Below are 18,195 nucleotides of genomic sequence, written 5' to 3'. Positions count from 1 at the left end.
AGCCCGCGCTTGTCGCGGGCTTTTTCATACGCTGTCTACCGGCCAGTAAAGAGGCCCGAACCTTTCGGTTCGGGCCAGAGGTCAGACTGACTGGGAGGAGGAGGCGTCAGCCCTTGGTAAACTCCGGATAGGCTTCCAGACCCAGCTCGGCCTTGTCCAGCCCCATCATCTCGTCTTCCTGGGTCGGACGCAGACCCATGGTGGACTTGAGGACGAGCCAGACGATGCCCGAGGTAACGAACATGAAGATGCCGATCGCGGCAAAGCCCAAGAACTGCATCCCAAAGCTGGTGCCGTCGGTGTAGAACGGAACCGCCATGGTGCCCCAGAAGCCAGCCACCAGGTGAACCGGGATCGCACCGACCACGTCGTCGATCTTCAGCTTGTCGAGCAGCGGAACCACCACCAGAACGATCACGCCACCGATACCACCGATCCACACGGCACCGAACAGCGACGGGTCCAGCGGCCCGGCGGTGATCGAGACCAGACCAGCCAGCGCGCCGTTCAGCACCATGGTCAGGTCAACCTTTTTGTAGATCAGCTGCGACAGGATCATTGCCACCACAGCACCGGCAGACGCGGCCATGTTGGTGTTGGCAAAGATGATCGAGACAGCATTGGCATCGACTTCGGTGCCCAGAGCCAGCTGGGACGCGCCGTTGAAGCCAAACCAGCCCAGCCACAGAACAAAGGTGCCAAGCGTAGCAAGGGCAAGGTTGGAACCCGGCATCGGGTTGACGCGGCCTTCCTTGGTGTATTTGCCCAGACGCGGCCCCAGGATCAGCGCACCCGAGAGGGCAGCAAAGCCACCTGCGGCGTGCACCAGTGTCGATCCGGCAAAGTCAGAGAACCCGGCTTCCGACAACCAGCCGCCGCCCCACTGCCAGGATGCTTCGATCGGGTAGAGGAACCCGGTCAGGACAACCGTAAAGATCAGGAACGGCCACAGCTTGATGCGCTCGGCCAGTGTGCCCGAGACGATCGACGCGGTGGTGGCGCAGAACATCAGCTGAAAGAAGAAGTCCGATCCGGCAGAGTAGCCGGTCGCCAGATCAGGGTCGCCGCCGATGGTTTTGGCCGAGAACAGCTGGCCGACATAGCCGGTCATGGTCCAAGCATCGCCCGGATACATCAGGTTGTAACCGACGATCCAGTACATCAGCGAGGCAATGGCAAAGAGCGCAATGTTCTTGGTCAGCTGCATCGTGACGTTTTTCGACCGCACCAGACCGGCCTCAAGCATCGCAAAGCCAGCGGCCATCCAGAACACCAGAAAGCCGCCGATCAGGAACAGCAGGGTATTGAAAATAAAGGCGTTATCCACGGCCGCCGGTGCTGCGGCGACAACCTCTGCCGCCTCGGCGGTGGCGTCCTGTGCCCAGGCGGGCAGGCTGGCAAACAGCGACGCGCCCAGCGTCGCAAGTCCAGCAAGTTTCATCGGAGTGTTCATCTTTGCGTTTCCCCTGTCCCCAACGCGTCAGAGCGCATCGTCGTTGATTTCGCCGGTGCGCACGCGCACGGCATGCTGGACATCCAGCACGAAGATCTTGCCATCACCGATCTTGTCGGTTTTCGCGGTGGTGCGGATCGTCTCGACAACCGCATCCGCAAGGCTGTCGCTGACCACGATTTCCAGCCGGACCTTTGGCACAAAGTTCACGGCGTATTCGGCACCGCGATAGATTTCAGTATGACCAGACTGGCTGCCGAAACCCTTGATCTCGGTCACCATCATGCCGCGCACCCCGATGGTGGTCAGTGCTTCACGCACTTCCTCCAGCTTGAACGGCTTGATTGCTGCAATAATTAGTTTCACGTCCTTCCCCTTCATTTCTGTGGGGCCCGGGGTTGGGCCCTTGCAGATAACAAGCCGCCTTTCGAGGGGACAGAACAAGAAACCGACGGCGGAACTCTGCCTGAATGCGCGCCTTGATGCACAATTTTTATACTTATTGTGCAACTTGATGAATTTTTAAGCATGTCACATATCCGAATCGTGACGGCCCGCTCTCCACAACGCGGGTTATTCCGGCTAGAGTCGGGCAAAAGAACACGTCTTTAATGGTTGGGCAGGCAATGGCAGCATCGGGCAACGGGCGGGGAAAACTGACTGCGGACAAGCGGTATGGGGCCAGTCGTCCCGCCGCCGCCAAACCCACCTCGGGGGGACGCCCGCCGCGCAAACCTGCGCCACGCAAGCCCCGGCGGCAGCATGGGCTGATCGTCGGGCTGATCCTTGGCCTGTGGCGGCTGATCTGGCGCGTGCTTTGGGGCGTGACCTGGCGGGTCGGTGCGGTTGTCGGCATGGTTCTGGCTCTGGCGGTGTTCTATTTCTACAGCCAGCTTCCTGCCGTGACGGAACTGCTGGATGGTCGTGCCCGCGGGTCTGTGACCATGCTGGACCGCGAAGGCCAGGTCTTTGCCTGGCGTGGCGAAACTTTTGGCGGCCAGATCACGGCGGCCAATGTCTCGCCGTTCTTGCATGACGCCGTGATCGCAACCGAAGACCGCCGGTTCTACCGCCATTTCGGCATCAGCCCGCGCGGCATTGCCGGGGCCGTCCGTATCAACCTGAGCGAGGGGCGGGGCCCGCTGTCGGGCAACGGCGGGTCGACCATCACCCAGCAGGTCGCGAAATTGCTGTGCCTTGGCGTGCCCTATAACCCGACCGAATGGAAATCCGAGGCCGCTTATGAGCAGGACTGCCGCAGCGGCGGCATCTGGCGCAAGGTCAAAGAGATCCCCTATGCGATGGCGATGGAGGTCAAGTATTCCAAGCAGGAAATCCTGACCATCTATCTGAACCGGGCCTATATGGGGGCTGGCGCGCGTGGGTTCGAGGCTGCGGCGCAACGCTATTTCGGCAAGTCCGCCAATGAGGTTGGCCCGGCGGAAGCCGCGATGCTGGCGGGCCTGCTGACCGCGCCATCACGCTTTGCGCCGACCAACAATCTGGGCCGGTCGCAGGAACGCGCTTCGGTCGTGGTCGGGCTGATGGAGGATCAGGGCTATCTGACCGCCGCGCAGGCCGCCGATGCCCGCCAGAACCCGGCCCGGCTGTCAAAAGCTGCCGAAACGAAGTCAGGCGGAGCCTTTGCCGATTGGGTGATGGAGTCGACGCCCAGCTTTCTGTCATCGAACACGACCGAAGACGTGATCATCCGCACCACGCTGGATCAGCGGTTGCAAAAGGCGGCGGAGGACGCGCTGGAGTTCATCTTTGACACCAAGGTGAAAGAGGGCTCCAAGGCGCAGGCGGCGATTGTGGTCATGTCTGCTGATGGCGCGGTGCGCGCCATGGTCGGCGGGCGTGAGGCGGTGGCGGCGGGCAGCTTCAACCGCGCCACGCAGGCCAAGCGACAGACCGGGTCCAGCTTCAAACCCTTTGCCTATGCGGCGGCAATGGATCTGGGGTTCACTCCGGCGGATTATGTCGAGGATACGCCGCTGACCATCAACATCCCCGGATCAGGGGCGTGGACACCAAAGAACTATGACAACCAGTTCAAGGGCATGATCACGCTATCGCAAGCCCTGGCCGAAAGCCGCAACATTCCGGCGGTGCGGGTCTCGGAGGCGGTGGGGCGCGATGCGGTGCGGCGGGTGGCGAACGGGTTCGGCATTGTCTCGGCGCTGGCCGATGGGCCTGCGCTGGCACTGGGCGCGTCGGAATCGTCGCTGCTGGAGATGTCGGGGGCCTATGCGGGCATTCTGAACGGCGGCTCTTCGGTCACGCCCTACGGGCTGGTTGAGCTGCGGCTGCAGGGGGAAAATGACATGCTGCTGGGCGCGACCGGCGGCCTTGGGCAGCGGGTGATCAGCGAAGAGGCGGCGCTGTACCTGACCTATATGATGAACCGGGTGATCGAGAACGGCACCGGGACGCGGGCAAGGATTCCCGGCTGGCAGGCGGCAGGCAAGACCGGCACGACACAGGCGGCGCGGGATGCGTGGTTTCTGGGCTTTACCGCTGACTATGTGGCCGGGGTCTGGATGGGCAACGATGACAACGCGCCCCTGACCGGGGTGACGGGTGGCGGCTTGCCTGCCGAGATCTGGCGCGAGGTGATGGTGCGGGTTCATGAGGGCGTGCAGCCCCAGCCGCTGCCCATGCTGGTGCCCGAGCCGAAGCTGCCGCCGGGGGGCTACGCCGCGTCGCCCAATGTGATGGCCGACGGGCAGTCGCCCACTTCGGTACCACAGCCCGGCGCCCCTGCTGCGGCAGAGGTGCCCGCGCAGGAGGTGATCGTCTATGACGGTCCGGTGCCGGATGACTGGATCAATGAGGGGCCGGTGATGCAGGAGGGCGACCTGGCCGAACAGATCCTGCAGGATGTGATGGGGGTGTTTCGCAACTGACGACCCTCTGCGGAGGCGTGTGTAACACAGGGGGAAGCTGAGCTCTTTTCTGTGTTATCAATAGGTTAGATCCTTGATTTTAACCGAATTTTAAGATTCCCCACGCAGCAGGCGGGTGCAGGGTTGCCGGGTCTGCGCAGGGAAAGCGAGGCATAAGGATGCCCTGCGCTGCATTTGCGCCCTTGTCGCGGTGCTGGTCCTGAACACAGGGACAGCGGCCTATGTGCCCTGCGCTGCGCCCCGCCCAATCTGTGCTTGAGACCGCCGGAATTTCCGGTCACATGCGCGGCAGGCATGGAGCGGGCAAACATGATCGGTATTCTTCGCGCCATCTCGGCGCGGCTGGCGCAGGACTGGTTGTTGCTGGGGCTGATTGCCGTTTTTCCTGTGATGCTCTGGGCGGTGCCAAGACCGCCTGCCGCCCTGTTCGGGCTGGTGGACTGGAAGACCGTCGCAGCGCTTGCCGGGCTGATGGTGCTGAGTCGCGGGCTGGAGGTGTCCGGGCTGATTGACCGCAGCGGTCGCTGGATCATCGGCCAGATCGGCAGCTTGCGCGGGCTGGCCTTTGCGCTGGTGGTGTTTGCGGCGGCGCTGTCGGCGGTGGTGACCAATGATGTGGCGCTGTTCGTGACGGTGCCGCTGACGGTCGGTCTGGCACGGATGGTCGATCTGCCGCTGGGACGGCTGGTGATCTTTCAGGCGCTGGCGGTAAATGCCGGGTCGGCGCTTTCGCCCGTGGGCAATCCGCAGAATCTGTTTCTTTGGCAAACATCGGGGGTTGGGTTCGGGCAGTTCACGCTGGCCATGATGCCGATTGCGGCGACGATGATGGCGCTGCTGCTGGCGCTGATCCCGTTTGGCTTTGGCAAGGGGCGGCTGGCCGTGCTGGAAACGACTGGCCCGCTGCCGTTGCAACGCGGGCTGATGGTCACCGCCCTTGCCACCTATCCGCTGTTTCTGGTCGCGGTGAATGCAGAGCTTGCGGTTCCCTCTGCTTTGGCGGTGATTGCCGTGTTTGTGCTGTGCTTCCGGTCGGTTCTGCGCGGGGTGGATTGGCCGTTGCTGCTGGTCTTTGTGCTGATGTTCATCAATCTGGGGCTGCTGGGCCAGATGCCGGGTGCCGCCGATGTGGTGGCGGCGTGGACAGAGGGGCAAGGTGCTGTCTATGCGCTGGGGGCTGGGTTGTCGCAGATCATGTCGAACGTGCCTGCTGCGATTTTTCTGGCACAGTTTACGGATGACTGGCGGGCACTGGCCTGGGGGATCAATGTCGGCGGTTTTGGGCTGGCGATCGGGTCTTTGGCCAATCTGATTGCGCTGCGCCTGTCAGGCAAGCCGGGGCTGTGGCGGGAGTTTCACCTGTGGTCGCTGGCAATGCTGCTGGGGTCGTTTGCCGTTGGCGCAGGTTTGCTGGCCTTGGGGTGAGGGCTTTTGGCCGGTCAGACCGATGCGCCCTGCCCCGAAAGCAAGACGCCGACCCTGCGCTGTTGCGGGGGTCGGCGTTTTGGGTCTTTGACGGGCGCGGCGTCAGGCGTTTTTCATGTCTGCGATCAGACCGTCGATGTCGCCCCGGCGGCGGTCAAGCATCGCACCGATTTCGGTGCGTTCGCTGGCCAGCATGTTCACGCCTTCGATGATGATGTTGAAGAACAGGTCTTTGCCAGAGCGGTCCGACACATGCCAGCGCAGGTCAAAGGGAGACTGACCGCGCAGTTTGGCAACCGAGATCACCTCGAAATAGCTTTTGACAGCACGGGCACCGGTGACCTCGATCTGGCCGCCGATGAACTCGCGGAACCGGGCACCGTATTTGCGGGCAATGTACCTTTGATACGCGGTGGTAAAGGCCGCAAGCTGCGCACGCGAGGCCGAGCGGGCGGCGGGCCCGAGAGCGGACCGGGCGATGGTGGGCACATCGGCGTAGCGGCTGAAGATGCGTTCAAAATCGCCATACATCGCGCCGGCGGACTTGCCCGAGTTGATCGTGGTGTTCACATCGGCCACAGCCTTGCCGACCAGCGTGCGCGCCTGATCGACGGTGAGGGCCGCAGCAGGCATGGGCATGGCCAGTGCGGCGGCACCGCCGACCAGCCCGATGCCAAAGCCACGACGTGTGATGATCAGCCTGTCATTCGCCATAGATGTCCTCATACGGATCCTCAAAAGCGTCATCGCCAGCGTCGCCAGCGGTTTGCCCAAGTTCAAAACGGCGGTTTTGCAGATACAGCAGGCGCGCCTGTGCATAGCTGTCCGCAGAGTCATATAGGACAGAGTCGACCGTTTCGGAATAGCGGGCCCGATCACCAAGACTTGATACGACCTTTGCCACCGGCACGATGTTCTTTTCCGGCTTTGGCAGAACGTAGCGCAGCGGGTTCAGGCCGACATCGACGATCTTGCCCACCATGTCGCGTTCGGTGGAGGGGCCGAGGAAGGGGAGTTCGACATAATTCCCCTCTCCCGCGCCCCAGACATGCAGGGTTTCGCCGAAATCGGTGGTCTTGCCCTCCAGCCCGATGGCGCGGGCCGGATCAAACAGCCCGCCGATGCCGACGGTGGTGTTGAGCGCGAAACGCAGGGTGTTTTGCAGCGCAAACTGCGGGCGGCCCTGCAGCAGGTTGTTGACCACCGCACCGGGGGCGTCGAGGTTCTGCGCGAAATTGGTGACACCTTGCATCACCGGGCCGGGCGGGCCTTTGCGGAAGCCGCTGGAGAGCGGGCGCAGGATGGCGTTGTCGATGCTGCGGTTGAAATCGTGGATCTCGCGGTTGTTCACCTCCATCGGGTCAGTGAACCCCGCCGGGGCCGGTTTCTGGGCGCAGGCGGCCAACAGGGTCAGTGCGGCCAGGGTGCTGGCGGCGCGCAGCAGCGCGGGGCGGGCGGTGGAAGCGGCAGCAGATGAAATCATACGGGATACAGCCATTTTTCTGCCCGGGAGCGGCGGGACGTCATCATTTGGTCGCGCGTGTCGCGATAATCTTGGGATTTGATATAGGCCGTAGCGTTGAAATACAACGCAGGCTTGGGTTTGTGCCGGGTTTTGGGCAGGTTTCAGGCGGCGCTGCGGGCCGTATATGTCTTGTGATAACCGGCTGTGCCGAATTGCCGGGCAGCTGGCCTTGCCGCCACCGGATCGGGCGGCTAGCCTGCGCCAAACTGAACGGAGGTATTCCCATGTCTAAGATCGAAGCCCGCCTTGCCGAACTGGGCGTGACCCTGCCTGATGCGCCTGCTCCGGCGGCGAATTACGTGCCTTGGGTGATCAGCGGCAAACAGGTGTTCATCTCGGGCCAGATCAGCCAGAACGCGGGCGGGATGATCAAGGGCAAGCTGGGCGCGGATCTGAGCGTCGAACAGGGCGCAGAGGCGGCAAAGGCCTGCGCGATTTCCCTGCTGGCGCAGGTCAAGGCGGCAACGGGCGGCGAGATCGACCGCGTGGTGCGGCTGGTCAAGCTGGTGGGGTTTGTGAACTCCGGCCCCGAGTTCGTGGACCAGCCCAAGGTGATCAACGGCGCGTCGGATTTCATGGTCGCGGTGTTGGGCGATGCCGGGCGGCATGCGCGCTCAGCGGTGTCGGCGGCATCCTTGCCGTTTGGCGTGGCGGTCGAGATTGAAGCGGTGTTTGAAATTGCCTGACATGACGCGCCCTGCCCTGCCCGCCGGTTTCCTGCGCCTGCCAGTCACGCATCGAGCGCTGCATGACCGGGCGCAGGGCCGGATCGAGAACAGCCCTGCCGCCATACGCGCGGCGGTCGAGGCGGGCTATGCCATTGAAGTGGATGTGCAACTGTCTGCCGATGGGCAGGCAATGGTGTTTCATGATGACGAGCTGGACCGGCTGACGGCGGAACGCGGGCCGGTTTCGGCGCGATCTGCCGCCGCGTTGGGGCAGATTGTGCTGACCGGGGGCACGGATACGATTCCGACGCTGGGCGCAGTTCTTGACATGGTCGCCGGGAAGGTGCCGCTGCTGATCGAGATCAAGGATCAGACCGGGGTGATGGGCGAGACCGACGGGCGGCTGGAGGCAGCGGTGGCTGAGGCCTTGGCCGGATATGCGGGCGAGGTCGCGGTGATGTCGTTCAATCCGCATTCGGTGGCGCATATGGCGCGGCTGGCACCGCACATTGCGCGCGGGCTGACCACATCGTCCTATGACCCTGACGACTGGGCCCCGGTGCCCGCCGAGGTGTGCGAGCGGCTGCGCGGGATTCCCGATTTTGACCGGGTAGGCGCGTCTTTCATCAGCCATCAGGGCAATGACCTGACACGCCCGCGTGTGCTGGACTTGCGCGCGGCGGGGGTGCCGGTGCTGTGCTGGACCATCCGCACGCCCGAACAAGAGGCGATGGCGCGGCAGATTGCGGCGAATGTGACCTTTGAGGGCTATCTGAGCGCCCTGCCCGCTTGAATTTGCGGGCGCGCGGCACAGTCTATGCGGACGCGCCCGGAATGACGGACCCATGACCGAAATCACCCTGCACCAGAGCCTGACCGAGATTGATGCCGCCGAGTGGGATGCGGTGGCCGCCCCCGAGCAGGCATCGGGGCGGCCGGTAGACCCGTTCACCACCTATCGGTTTCTGAGCGCGCTGGAGCTGTCCGGCTCGACCGGCACCGGCACGGGCTGGACCGCGCATCCGCTGGTGCTGCGCGAGGCGGGACGGCTGGTGGCGGCGGTGCCGATGTATGCCAAGGGTCATTCGCAGGGCGAGTATATCTTTGACCACGGCTGGGCGCAGGCGTTTGAGCGGGCGGGCGGGCGGTATTACCCAAAACTGCAGATCGCGGTGCCGTTCACGCCCGCCACCGGGCGGCGGTTTCTGGGTGACGCTGTTCACCGCGAGTTGTTGCTGGCGGCGGCGATTTCGGTGACGGAAAAGAACCGGCTGTCGTCGCTGCATGTAACCTTTTGCACCGAAGAAGAGGCCGAGGCTTTGGCGGGCTTTGAGGGCGTATTGCACCGGGTGACGCAGCAGTTTCACTGGGAAAACAACGGCTACGCCTCGTTTGACGATTTCCTGAACCAGCTGTCGAGCCGCAAGCGCAAGATGATCCGCAAGGAGCGCGAGACGGCGCGGGCCTCGGGGCTGACCATCCGGGCCTTGACCGGCGATCAGATCGAGCCTGCGCATTGGGAGGCCTTCTGGCAGTTTTATCAGGACACCGGCGCGCGCAAATGGGGCACACCCTATCTGACGCGGGCAGCGTTCACCCGGTTTCATGACACCATGCGCGACGACATTCTGCTGGTGCTGGCCTTTGACGGCACGCGGCCTGTGGCGGGGGCGCTGAACTTCATCGGGCGCGATGTGCTGTTCGGCCGCTATTGGGGCTGTTCCGAGGATCACCCCTGCCTGCATTTCGAGCTGTGCTATTATCAGGCGATCGACTGGGCGATTGCCAATGGGTTGCAACGCGTGGAAGCGGGGGCGCAGGGCGAACACAAGCTGGCGCGCGGCTATCTGCCGACCCCGGTGCATTCGCTGCACTGGATCGCCGATGCAGGCTTTCGCGACGCGGTGGCGCGGTACTTGCAGGAAGAGCGCCGCGCGGTGGATGAGGAAATCGAGGTGCTGACGCAATACGGCCCGTTCCGCCGGGTGCATTCCGAGGACTGACAGCGGCGGGCGGGCGTGGCAGAGTACCCCCACAACCATGCGAGGGATGATCATGGACAGCCTGACGTTTTACACCAACCCGATGTCACGCGGCCGGATTGTGCGCTGGATGCTGGAAGAGCTGGGCCAGCCCTATGAGACGGTGGTGTTGGCCTATGGTCCGGCGATGAAGGCGGCAGACTATCTGGCGGTCAACCCGATGGGCAAGGTTCCGGCGGTGGTGCATGACGGACGGGTGGTGACGGAATGTGCTGCGATCTGCTGCTATCTGGCGGATGCCTTTCCGCAGGCGGGGCTGATGCCGGAGAACCGGGCCGCGTTTTACCGCTGGATGTTCTTTGCCGCCGGACCGCTGGAGCAGGCGGTGGTGAATGCATCTTTTGGCTGGAAGCCCGGCACCGTGCAAGAGGCGGGTCGCACCGGCTATGGCAGTCTGGAAACGGCCGTAGGCGCGATTTCGGACCATGTGGCGGCGCAGGAGTTTGTGGCAGGGGAGGCGTTTTCGGCGGCGGATGTCTATGTCGGCAGTCAGATCGGCTGGGGGCTGCAATTCGGAACGATCCCCCGGACCGAGGCGTTGTCTGCGTACTGGGACCGGATCAAGACCCGCCCCGCCGCTGCGCGCGCGACCACGCTGGATGATGCGCTGATAAGCAAGGATACCCGCGAATGACTGACAAGACCGACAAGAGTGAAAAGTCTGCGCTGGACCGATCCACCCTGCTGCCGCTGTTCGGCACCGGGTGGAAGATGGCAGAGAGCAAGGATGCGCTGGAAAAAACCTTTTTGTTCAAGGATTTCAAGCAGGCTTTTGCCTTTATGACCAAGGTGGCGGATGACGCCGAGGCGCTGAACCATCACCCGGAATGGTCGAACGTGTACCGCACCGTCAAGGTGCGGCTGACCACACATGATACGGGCGGGCTGACAAAGCTGGACGTGGATCTGGCCCGGCGGATGGACACGGCCGCGGGGTATTGAGGGCTATGGCGTGGCGCATGTCCTGCACCGCCCCCCACCCCTGACCCCTCCCCACGAGGGGGAGGGGAAGCGCCGGGGGCGGATGGTGGTTTGGTCTGGTCAGATCGCGGCCAGAAGCGCCTCGCCGCCGGAAATCTCGCAGGTGCCCGGCGATTCCTCCAGATGCAGCTGTTTGACCACGCCATCCTCGGCATAAAGCGCGTAGCGTTTGGAGCGGTCCATCAGCCCGGCGGGCGCAGCAGAGAAGGCAAGGCCCATCGCCTTGGTAAAGCCGGAATCGGCATCGGCCAGCATGGTGACACCGGCACTGGTGGCGCCCGTCGCCTCGCCCCAGGCTTTCATCACAAAGGGGTCGTTGACGGACACGCAGATGATCTCGTCCACGCCTTTGGCGGTGAACTGGTCCTTGGTGCGGATAAAGCTGGGGACATGCGCCGAATGGCAGGTCGGCGTGAACGCGCCCGGCACGGCAAACAGCACCAGCTTGCGGCCCTTCGCCAGATCTTGCAGCGATACGGGTTCTGGCCCCTTGTCGCCGAGCTTGATCAGGGTTGCCTCTGGCAGCGTGTCGCCTACAGAAATCGTCATGGTGGTGTCCCTCTCGCGTTGCGTTCTGACTGTCGCCAGATATAGGGTCCGGCCCGTTGGGCGACCAGAGGAATATGGCATGCGCGTGGTGATCATCGGGGCGGGACAGGCCGGGGCAGCGCTGGCGGCAAAGCTGCGCGGGCTGGGGCATACGGGGCCGATCACCATGATCGGCGCGGAAACCGCGCCGCCGTATCAGCGCCCGCCGCTGTCGAAAGCCTATCTGATGGGCAAGATGGAGGCCGAGCGGCTGTGGCTGCGCGCGCCGGAGTTCTGGGCCGATCAGGGGGTGGACCTGCGGCTGGGGTCGCCGGTGACCGGAGTGGATACGGCGGCGCGGACGGTGACCTTGGGGGCCGAGGTGATCCCCTATGACGCGCTGGCGCTGACCACCGGGTCAACGCCGCGCCGTCTGCCCGCTGCGATGGGGGGCGGTCTGGCCGGGGTCTACACCCTGCGCGGACTGGTGGATGTGGATGCAATGCGGGCAGAGTTTCAGCCCGGCCGCCGGGTGGTGATTGTCGGCGGCGGCTATATCGGGCTGGAGGCGGCGGCGGTGGCGGCCAAGCTGGGGCTGCAGGTCACGGTGCTGGAAATGGCGCCGCGTATCCTGCAACGGGTGGCGGCACCGGAGACATCGGACTATTTCCGAGCGCTGCACACGGCGCATGGCGTGACGATCCTGGAGTCGACCGGGCTGGAGCGGCTGCTGGGCGAGGGGCGCGTCACCGGCGCGCGGCTGTCGGACGGGCGCGAGATTGCGGCGGATTTCGTGCTTGTCGGCGTGGGCATCCTGCCTGACACGGCGGTGGCGCAGGCGGCAGGCATCGTGATCGACAACGGCATCGCCACCGATGCCTTTGGCCGCACCTCGGCCCCGGATGTCTGGGCGGCGGGCGATTGCGCGTCCTTTCCATGGAGGGCTGGGCGGCTGCGGCTGGAATCGGTGGGCAATGCGATTGATCAGGCCGAAACCGTTGCCGCCAATATCCTTGGCGCGGGCAAGGAATATCAGGCGCGGCCATGGTTCTGGTCCGATCAGTATGACTGCAAGTTGCAGATCGCCGGGCTGAACACCGGCTATGACCGGATCATCACCCGCCCCGGCGAGGGGGGGGCGGTGTCGTTCTGGTATTATCAGGGCGACCGGCTGCTGGCGCTGGATGCGATGAACGACGCCCGGGCGTATATGGTCGGCAAACGGCTGATCGAGGCGGGCAAATCGCCCGCGCCCGAGGTGGTGGCGGACCCGGCCACCGATCTCAAGGCGCTCTTGCGATGAGGATCATCGGCGGGCGGTCGCGCGGGCTGCATCTGGCCCCGGTGGGGGCGGGCGATGCGCTGGCGCATCTGCGCCCGACATCGGACCGGGTGCGCGAGTCGATCTTCAACCTGTTGCTGAACGGCGGCCATGGCAATCTGGTGCAGGGCGCGCGGGTGCTGGATCTGTTTGCCGGCACTGGCGCGCTGGGACTGGAGGCGCTGTCGCGCGGCGCGGCACAGGCCAGCTTTGTCGAGGATGGCAAGACGGGCCTCGCGCTGGTCAGGCGCAACATCGCGCTGATGCGGGCCGAAGCGGAAACCGAGGTCTGGCGGCGCGATGCGACGCAGCTGGGCGAGAACCGGGGCGCGGGTTTTGATCTGGTGTTCCTTGATCCGCCCTATGGCAAGGGTCTGGGCGAAAAGGCGATTGCCTCTTGCCGCGCGGGCGGCTGGCTCGCCCCCGCTGCGGTGGTCGTCTGGGAAGAGGGCACGGCCCCGGTGCCGCCCGCCGGGCTGGACCTCCTCGACCAGCGCAGATATGGCGATACCAGTGTGACGCTGCTCAGGATGCCCGGATGACCCCCAAAGCTGTGATTTTCGACTGTGACGGCGTGGTGGTGGACAGCGAAGGCATGACCTTTGACCTGCTGGTGGGCGAGTTTGCCGATCATGGGCTGCATCTGACGGTCGAGGTGATCGCCCGCGATTTCATCGGCGGCACCATGGCCGATGTGGCGGCCCGCGCCCGGGATGCGGGGGCGGCGCTGCCCGACACTTGGGTCGAGGATTTCTACCAGCGGCTTTATGCGCATCTGGGCAAAGGCACGCCGCTGATCCCCGGCATTCTTGACGTGCTCGACGCGCTGGAGGCGGCGGGCATACCCTTTGCCATGGGCTCGAACGGGTCTGATGAAAAGATGCAGATCACGCTGGGCCAGAGCCCCGGGTTGATCGCGCGGTTCGGCGGCCATCTCTACTCCGGCCAGACGCTGGGTGCGCCGAAACCGGCGCCCGACCTGTATCTGCACGCGGCCCGGCAACTGGGTGTTGCCCCCGCCGATTGCGTGGTGGTGGAGGACAGCCCGACCGGCGCACGGGCGGCACAAGCCGCCGGGATGCGCTGTCTGGGCTATGCCGCGCATACCCCTGCCGAACGGCTGGTGGCCGTGGGCGCAGAGCCGTTTTTCGACATGGCCGACCTGCCCCGCCTGATCGGGCTGCGCTGACCTCGCCCATTTTCTGTCTACAAATATCCCCGCGCGGCGCGCAAACCCGAGCCGGTTGTGGCGCAGCCACAGAGGCGAGATAAAAAGAACGCGCGCGAAGCGCGCTCCATTTTCTTCACTCTTTTCAATCTGCCGAGCGCAACACCTGTGCCGGACGGGCTGACAGCGGGCGCAGGGCAAAGGCGAGGCCTGCGGCAAGGGTGGCAAGCACCCCGCCCAGAATGATGGCCAGCGCCGAAACCGGCTCGAAGCGGTAGCTGCTGTCCATCACGAACACCATCACCGCCCAGCCTGCCAGACCGCCCGCCACGATGGCAACCAGCCCGGCAGCAGCCCCCATCAGCGCGGAGCGCAGGGCAAAGCTGGCAAGGATGCGGCCCCGTGTGGCCCCCAGCGTTTTCAGCACCGCCGCCTCATAGACCCGCGCGCGCTCGCCTGCGGCGGCAGCGCCGATCAGCACGACAAAGCCGGTCAGCAGGGTGGCCGCCGCCGCCCAGGCGGTGGCGGTGGCGATGGCCCCCAGAGCCTCGGTCACCCGGTCGATGGCATCCTTGACGCGGATCGCGGTGATATTGGGATAGGCGCGCGACAGGTCGCGCAGGATCGCGGCCTCGGCCTCCGGCTCGGCATAGACGGTGGCGATGTGGGTATGGGGGGCACCAGCAAGCGCGGCGGGGTTCAGCGTCATCACAAACCCCATGCCGGCGCTGGAGAAATCGACCTGCCGGAAGCTGGTGATGGTGGCGGTGATGTCGCGGCCCAGAATGTTGGTGGTGATCTGGTCGCCCAGCTTCAGCCCGATCTCGGCCGCTTCTTCGGCGGCAAAGCTGATCTGCGGATCGCCGGTGTAATCAGCGGGCCACCATGTGCCTTCGGTGACAGTGGTGTTTTCCGACGGGCTGGCGGCATAGGTCACGCCGCGATCGCCCCGCACCACCCAATGCTCGCCCGCCACTTCGCGCGCCGGGCGGCCGTTGATCTGGGTGACCACGCCGCGCAGCATCGGCGCGCTTTCGACCTTGCTCACTGCCGGGTCGTCATTGACGCGGGCAAGGAAGCCGTCGATCTGGTCGGGCTGGATGTCGACAAAGAAGTAGGACGGCGCGCGCTCGGGCAGATCCTGCGCGATGGCAAGGCGCAGGTTGGATTCGATCTGACCAACAGCGGCCAGCACCGACAGGCCAAGGCCCAGCGACAGCACCACACTGGTCGCCTCGGCCCGTGGCCCGCCAATGGCAGCGAGTGCCAGACGCAGCGCAACCCTGCCCCGCGCGAGAGCTGACCGCGCAAGGCCATTGGCCGCACGGCGCAAGAGCCACGCCGCCCCGGCCAGCACCGCGAGCGCCCCGGCGATGCCGGCGGCAGAGCCCAGCGCCAGTTCCGGCACACCGGAGAACCAGACCGCGCCGCCGACCAGCAGCCCCAGAAGCCCGGCCACGGTGATGGCCGCGGGCCATCCGGCCCAGCCCTCGCGCCCCGCGCCGCGATACAGCGCGGCGGCGCGCAGGTTGCGGGTGCGGGCCAGCGGCCAGAGGGTGAAGACAAAAGCCGTGGTCAGCCCGTAAAACGCGGCCTCCAAGAGCGGCATCGGATAGGGCCGGAAGATCACCGGCAGCGGCAGGGACGCCGAAATCACCGGCGCCAGCAGCATCGGGATCACGGTGCCCAGCACCAGACCGATGGCCACGCCGATCCCGGCCAGAACCGCGATCTGCATCAGGTAGATGCGAAAAATCGTGTTCCCCTCGGCCCCCAGCGTTTTCAGCGTGGCGATGGTCGAGACCTTGCCATCGAGATAGGCGCGCACGGCGGAAGACACGCCCACCCCGCCCACTGCCAGCCCGGCCAGCCCGACGAGGATCAGGAACGACCCCATGCGTTCGACAAAGCGCTCCACCCCCGGCGTGGCGCGGCGGCTGTCCTGCCAGCGCACGCCGTTGTCACGGTACAGCGCCTCGGTCTGGTCCTCCAGCGCCGCCAGATCACTGCCCGCAGGCAGCAGCAACCGGTATTCGGTTTCATACAGCGAGCCCGGCCCGATCAGCCCGGACTGCGCCAGATCGGCGGTCAGTACCATGGTGCGGGGGCCAAGCGTAAAGCCTTGGGTCGCGGAGTCGGGTTCGCGGACCAGCACCGCGCCCAGCCGGAACTCCTGCACGCCGAGGCGAAAGGTATCGCCCGGCACAATGCCCAGCCGGTCGACGAGCACCCGGTCCATCACCGCGCCGGGCAAGCCGTCCTGCGGGGCAAGCGCGTCGGCCAGCGGCATCTGAGGCTCCAGCTCCACCGCGCCCAAGAGCGGATAGGCGGCATCGACCGCCTTGATCTGGGTCAGCGCGGTGTCCTCGCCGCGCACGGCCATGGAGTTGAAGTCGACCACTTCGGACAGGCCGGTCGAGATGCCCGCCATATAGGCGCGCTCGGCCTCATCGGCGAAGCGATAGGTGAATTCCATCTGCGCATCGCCGCCCAGCAGCACCGCGCCCTGATCGCGCAACCCCGCCTCGATCGCAGCACGCACCATGCCGACCGAGGCAATCGCCATCACCCCCAGCGCCAGACACGCGAGGAAGATGCGAAAACCGCGCAAGCCGCCGCGCAATTCGCGCCGGGCCAGTCGCCATGCAAGAGGCCAACCCGCCACGGCGCTCATTCCGCCGCCGCCTTCATCCGGTCTTCGCCGACGATGCGGCCATCGGCCAGCCGCACCACGCGGTCACAGCGCTCGGCCAGTTCCGGCGCGTGGGTTACCAGAACCAGCGTCGCGCCATGGCGGTCGCGCAGGCCGAACAGCATGTCCATGATCGCGGCGCCGTTGACGCCGTCCAGATTGCCGGTCGGCTCGTCGGCCAGCAGAATCGCCGGGCGCGGGGCTGCGGCGCGCGCGAGGGCCACGCGCTGCTGCTCGCCGCCCGACAGTTGCGTGGGGTAATGGTCCATCCGCGCGCCAAGGCCCACCGACTGCAATTCCGCTGCGGCCCGGGCAAACGCATCGGACACGCCCGCCAGTTCCAGCGGCACGGCAACGTTTTCCAAAGCGGTCATTGTCGGGATCAGGTGGAAAGACTGGAACACCACCCCCATATTCCCCCTACGAAAGCGCGCGAGGGCATCTTCGTCCAATGCGGTCAGATCCGACCCCAGCGCCAGAACCGACCCCGATGTGGCGCGCTCAAGCCCGCCCATCAGCATGAGGAGTGACGACTTGCCAGACCCGGACGGACCGATCAGCCCCAATGTCTCGCCCTGCGCGACGTCGAGGGTGATGCCCTTCAGAATCTCGACCGGCCCGGCATTGCCTGCCAGTGTCAGCGTCGCATCCTTCAACGCCAGAACGGTCTGACCCATGATGTTTTCCTTTATTCTGTCCCCTGTTGCATATGGCGCATTGCGCGGCCTGCGCAACCTGACCTTCACGCTGGCGTTACCGTTTTCCGTCTCCAGCATGGCTTATGCCGAACCCGTGACCGTTTTCGCGCTGGGGGACAGCCTGACAGCCGGCTACGGATTGCCCGAGGGCGAGGGGCTGGTGCCGCAGCTGAACGCGTGGCTGGACGGGCAAGGTGCCGATGTCACCGTGCTCAACGGCGGCGTGTCGGGCGATACCTCGGCCGGGGGCCTGTCGCGGCTGGCCTGGAGCCTGACGCCAGAGGTGGATGCCCTGATCGTGACGCTGGGCGGCAATGACCTGCTGCGCGGGCTGCAACCCACCGTCACCCGCGCCAATATCGAGGCGATCCTGACCGAGGCGCAGACGCGCCAGCTGCCGGTGCTGCTGATCGGCATGGCCGCGCCGGGCAATTTCGGCCCCGAGTATAAGCAGGCCTTTGACCGGCTGTATCCCGAACTGGCGCGGCAATATGGCGCGCAACTGGTAGACAGCTATTTCGGCCTGATCGACCCCGATGCCACCGATCCCGGCCAGATTTCGCACTACATGCAGGCTGATGGCATCCACCCCAATGCGGCGGGCGTGAAACGCGCGGTCGAAAGTCTTGGCCCGCAGATCCTCACTCTGGTGGAACAGCTGGACTGACCCTGCCATTGCTGCTTGCCAAATACTCCCGCCGGAGGCATCCGCATTCTTCCTGCGCGCGACCGGGTAAAGAATAAGCGCAGCCAGTAGCGAAGACCGCCCGCAAGGGCTTGATGCG

Annotated in this window: 18 protein-coding genes; 11 read left to right on the top strand and 7 right to left on the bottom strand. The window is 65.1% G+C overall.

The window, feature by feature from the left end:
• Positions 1–106 precede the first annotated feature (106 nt).
• Both D1012_RS05295 and D1012_RS05290 read right to left on the bottom strand, forming a co-directional pair.
• Positions 107–1,441 (bottom strand): ammonium transporter, encoded by a 1,335-nt coding sequence (locus D1012_RS05295; RefSeq protein WP_233517021.1) that lies wholly within the window; start codon positions 1,439–1,441, stop codon positions 107–109.
• 39 nt (positions 1,442–1,480) lie between these two features.
• Positions 1,481–1,819: a P-II family nitrogen regulator gene (locus D1012_RS05290; protein ID WP_118150570.1), complete on the bottom strand. Its 339-nt coding sequence runs from the start codon at positions 1,817–1,819 to the stop codon at positions 1,481–1,483.
• Positions 1,820–2,079: 260 nt separating this feature from the next.
• Here D1012_RS05290 and D1012_RS05285 point away from each other — a divergent pair, with 260 nt between their 5' ends.
• Both D1012_RS05285 and D1012_RS05280 read left to right on the top strand, forming a co-directional pair.
• Entirely contained in the window at positions 2,080–4,362 is a 2,283-nt protein-coding gene (locus D1012_RS05285; protein ID WP_118150569.1) for a transglycosylase domain-containing protein, read from the top strand.
• Between the two features lie 309 nt (positions 4,363–4,671).
• Positions 4,672–5,787 (top strand): SLC13 family permease, encoded by a 1,116-nt coding sequence (locus tag D1012_RS05280; RefSeq protein ID WP_199489441.1) that lies wholly within the window; start codon positions 4,672–4,674, stop codon positions 5,785–5,787.
• A 102-nt stretch (positions 5,788–5,889) separates the two neighbouring features.
• On the opposite strand, the gene D1012_RS05275 is transcribed toward D1012_RS05280, so the two are convergent.
• A complete protein-coding gene (locus D1012_RS05275; protein WP_118150297.1) occupies positions 5,890–6,501 on the bottom strand; it encodes an MlaC/ttg2D family ABC transporter substrate-binding protein in 612 nt (203 codons plus the stop codon).
• Positions 6,491–7,285 (bottom strand): MlaA family lipoprotein, encoded by a 795-nt coding sequence (locus D1012_RS05270; protein ID WP_233517020.1) that lies wholly within the window; start codon positions 7,283–7,285, stop codon positions 6,491–6,493. The genes D1012_RS05275 and D1012_RS05270 overlap by 11 nt, the downstream gene beginning before the upstream one ends.
• A 251-nt stretch (positions 7,286–7,536) precedes the next feature.
• Between D1012_RS05270 and D1012_RS05265 the strand changes: the two genes are divergently transcribed.
• Genes D1012_RS05265 through D1012_RS05245 form a run of 5 tightly spaced genes read left to right on the top strand, consistent with a single transcriptional unit; the run spans position 7,537 to position 10,964 of the window.
• Entirely contained in the window at positions 7,537–7,998 is a 462-nt protein-coding gene (locus D1012_RS05265; RefSeq protein WP_118150295.1) for a RidA family protein, read from the top strand.
• A 1-nt stretch (position 7,999) separates the two neighbouring features.
• Positions 8,000–8,773: a glycerophosphodiester phosphodiesterase family protein gene (locus D1012_RS05260; RefSeq protein ID WP_118150294.1), complete on the top strand. Its 774-nt coding sequence runs from the start codon at positions 8,000–8,002 to the stop codon at positions 8,771–8,773.
• Positions 8,774–8,825: 52 nt separating this feature from the next.
• Positions 8,826–9,983, top strand: a complete 1,158-nt coding sequence (locus D1012_RS05255) for a GNAT family N-acetyltransferase (protein ID WP_118150293.1) — start codon at positions 8,826–8,828, stop codon at positions 9,981–9,983.
• 52 nt (positions 9,984–10,035) lie between these two features.
• Complete coding sequence (locus D1012_RS05250) at positions 10,036–10,656, top strand: glutathione S-transferase family protein (protein WP_118150567.1); 621 nt, start codon at positions 10,036–10,038, stop codon at positions 10,654–10,656.
• Complete coding sequence (locus D1012_RS05245) at positions 10,653–10,964, top strand: 4a-hydroxytetrahydrobiopterin dehydratase (protein WP_118150292.1); 312 nt, start codon at positions 10,653–10,655, stop codon at positions 10,962–10,964. Before D1012_RS05250 ends, D1012_RS05245 begins: the two co-directional genes overlap by 4 nt.
• 99 nt (positions 10,965–11,063) lie before the next feature.
• On the opposite strand, the gene D1012_RS05240 is transcribed toward D1012_RS05245, so the two are convergent.
• On the bottom strand, positions 11,064–11,552 hold the full coding sequence (locus D1012_RS05240; protein ID WP_118150291.1) for a peroxiredoxin: 489 nt from the start codon (positions 11,550–11,552) through the stop codon (positions 11,064–11,066).
• Positions 11,553–11,631: 79 nt separating this feature from the next.
• Here D1012_RS05240 and D1012_RS05235 point away from each other — a divergent pair, with 79 nt between their 5' ends.
• Genes D1012_RS05235 through D1012_RS05225 form a run of 3 tightly spaced genes read left to right on the top strand, consistent with a single transcriptional unit; the run spans position 11,632 to position 14,041 of the window.
• The gene (locus D1012_RS05235) at positions 11,632–12,834 is read left to right on the top strand and encodes an NAD(P)/FAD-dependent oxidoreductase (RefSeq protein WP_118150290.1); all 1,203 of its coding nucleotides are present in this window, start codon (positions 11,632–11,634) and stop codon (positions 12,832–12,834) included.
• Complete coding sequence (gene rsmD, locus D1012_RS05230; protein ID WP_118150289.1) at positions 12,831–13,394, top strand: 16S rRNA (guanine(966)-N(2))-methyltransferase RsmD; 564 nt, start codon at positions 12,831–12,833, stop codon at positions 13,392–13,394. Before D1012_RS05235 ends, rsmD begins: the two co-directional genes overlap by 4 nt.
• Positions 13,391–14,041, top strand: coding sequence for an HAD family hydrolase (locus D1012_RS05225; RefSeq protein WP_118150288.1), 651 nt, complete (start codon positions 13,391–13,393; stop codon positions 14,039–14,041). The genes rsmD and D1012_RS05225 overlap by 4 nt, the downstream gene beginning before the upstream one ends.
• 124 nt (positions 14,042–14,165) lie before the next feature.
• Here the strand turns inward: D1012_RS05225 and D1012_RS05220 are convergent, their stop codons facing one another.
• Positions 14,166–16,694 (bottom strand): ABC transporter permease, encoded by a 2,529-nt coding sequence (locus tag D1012_RS05220; RefSeq protein WP_118150287.1) that lies wholly within the window; start codon positions 16,692–16,694, stop codon positions 14,166–14,168.
• The gene (locus D1012_RS05215; RefSeq protein WP_118150286.1) at positions 16,691–17,389 is read right to left on the bottom strand and encodes an ABC transporter ATP-binding protein; all 699 of its coding nucleotides are present in this window, start codon (positions 17,387–17,389) and stop codon (positions 16,691–16,693) included. Before D1012_RS05215 ends, D1012_RS05220 begins: the two co-directional genes overlap by 4 nt.
• Between D1012_RS05215 and D1012_RS05210 the strand changes: the two genes are divergently transcribed.
• Positions 17,388–18,077, top strand: a complete 690-nt coding sequence (locus D1012_RS05210) for an arylesterase (RefSeq protein ID WP_118150285.1) — start codon at positions 17,388–17,390, stop codon at positions 18,075–18,077. The two genes, D1012_RS05215 and D1012_RS05210, sit on opposite strands and share 2 nt — an antisense overlap.
• The last annotated feature ends 118 nt before the right edge of the window (positions 18,078–18,195 follow it).

Origin of the sequence: Pseudotabrizicola alkalilacus (assembly GCF_003443995.1) — a bacterium.
In the GTDB taxonomy this organism is placed as follows: Bacteria; Pseudomonadota; Alphaproteobacteria; order Rhodobacterales; family Rhodobacteraceae; genus Pseudotabrizicola; species Pseudotabrizicola alkalilacus.
Note: the sequence above shows the minus strand (reverse complement) of the source record. Positions and strands in the feature narration are given on the sequence as shown.

Coding starts and splice junctions, on each gene's coding strand:
- D1012_RS05295 (WP_233517021.1), bottom strand. CDS start 1,441: ATGAAACTTGCTGGACTTGCGACGCTGGGCGCGTCGCTGTTTGCCAGC.
- D1012_RS05285 (WP_118150569.1), top strand. CDS start 2,080: ATGGCAGCATCGGGCAACGGGCGGGGAAAACTGACTGCGGACAAGCGG.
- D1012_RS05280 (WP_199489441.1), top strand. CDS start 4,672: ATGATCGGTATTCTTCGCGCCATCTCGGCGCGGCTGGCGCAGGACTGG.
- D1012_RS05275 (WP_118150297.1), bottom strand. CDS start 6,501: ATGGCGAATGACAGGCTGATCATCACACGTCGTGGCTTTGGCATCGGG.
- D1012_RS05270 (WP_233517020.1), bottom strand. CDS start 7,285: ATGGCTGTATCCCGTATGATTTCATCTGCTGCCGCTTCCACCGCCCGC.
- D1012_RS05265 (WP_118150295.1), top strand. CDS start 7,537: ATGTCTAAGATCGAAGCCCGCCTTGCCGAACTGGGCGTGACCCTGCCT.
- D1012_RS05260 (WP_118150294.1), top strand. CDS start 8,000: ATGACGCGCCCTGCCCTGCCCGCCGGTTTCCTGCGCCTGCCAGTCACG.
- D1012_RS05255 (WP_118150293.1), top strand. CDS start 8,826: ATGACCGAAATCACCCTGCACCAGAGCCTGACCGAGATTGATGCCGCC.
- D1012_RS05250 (WP_118150567.1), top strand. CDS start 10,036: ATGGACAGCCTGACGTTTTACACCAACCCGATGTCACGCGGCCGGATT.
- D1012_RS05245 (WP_118150292.1), top strand. CDS start 10,653: ATGACTGACAAGACCGACAAGAGTGAAAAGTCTGCGCTGGACCGATCC.
- D1012_RS05240 (WP_118150291.1), bottom strand. CDS start 11,552: ATGACGATTTCTGTAGGCGACACGCTGCCAGAGGCAACCCTGATCAAG.
- D1012_RS05235 (WP_118150290.1), top strand. CDS start 11,632: ATGCGCGTGGTGATCATCGGGGCGGGACAGGCCGGGGCAGCGCTGGCG.
- rsmD (WP_118150289.1), top strand. CDS start 12,831: ATGAGGATCATCGGCGGGCGGTCGCGCGGGCTGCATCTGGCCCCGGTG.
- D1012_RS05225 (WP_118150288.1), top strand. CDS start 13,391: ATGACCCCCAAAGCTGTGATTTTCGACTGTGACGGCGTGGTGGTGGAC.
- D1012_RS05220 (WP_118150287.1), bottom strand. CDS start 16,694: ATGAGCGCCGTGGCGGGTTGGCCTCTTGCATGGCGACTGGCCCGGCGC.
- D1012_RS05210 (WP_118150285.1), top strand. CDS start 17,388: ATGATGTTTTCCTTTATTCTGTCCCCTGTTGCATATGGCGCATTGCGC.
- D1012_RS05215 (WP_118150286.1), bottom strand. CDS start 17,389: ATGGGTCAGACCGTTCTGGCGTTGAAGGATGCGACGCTGACACTGGCA.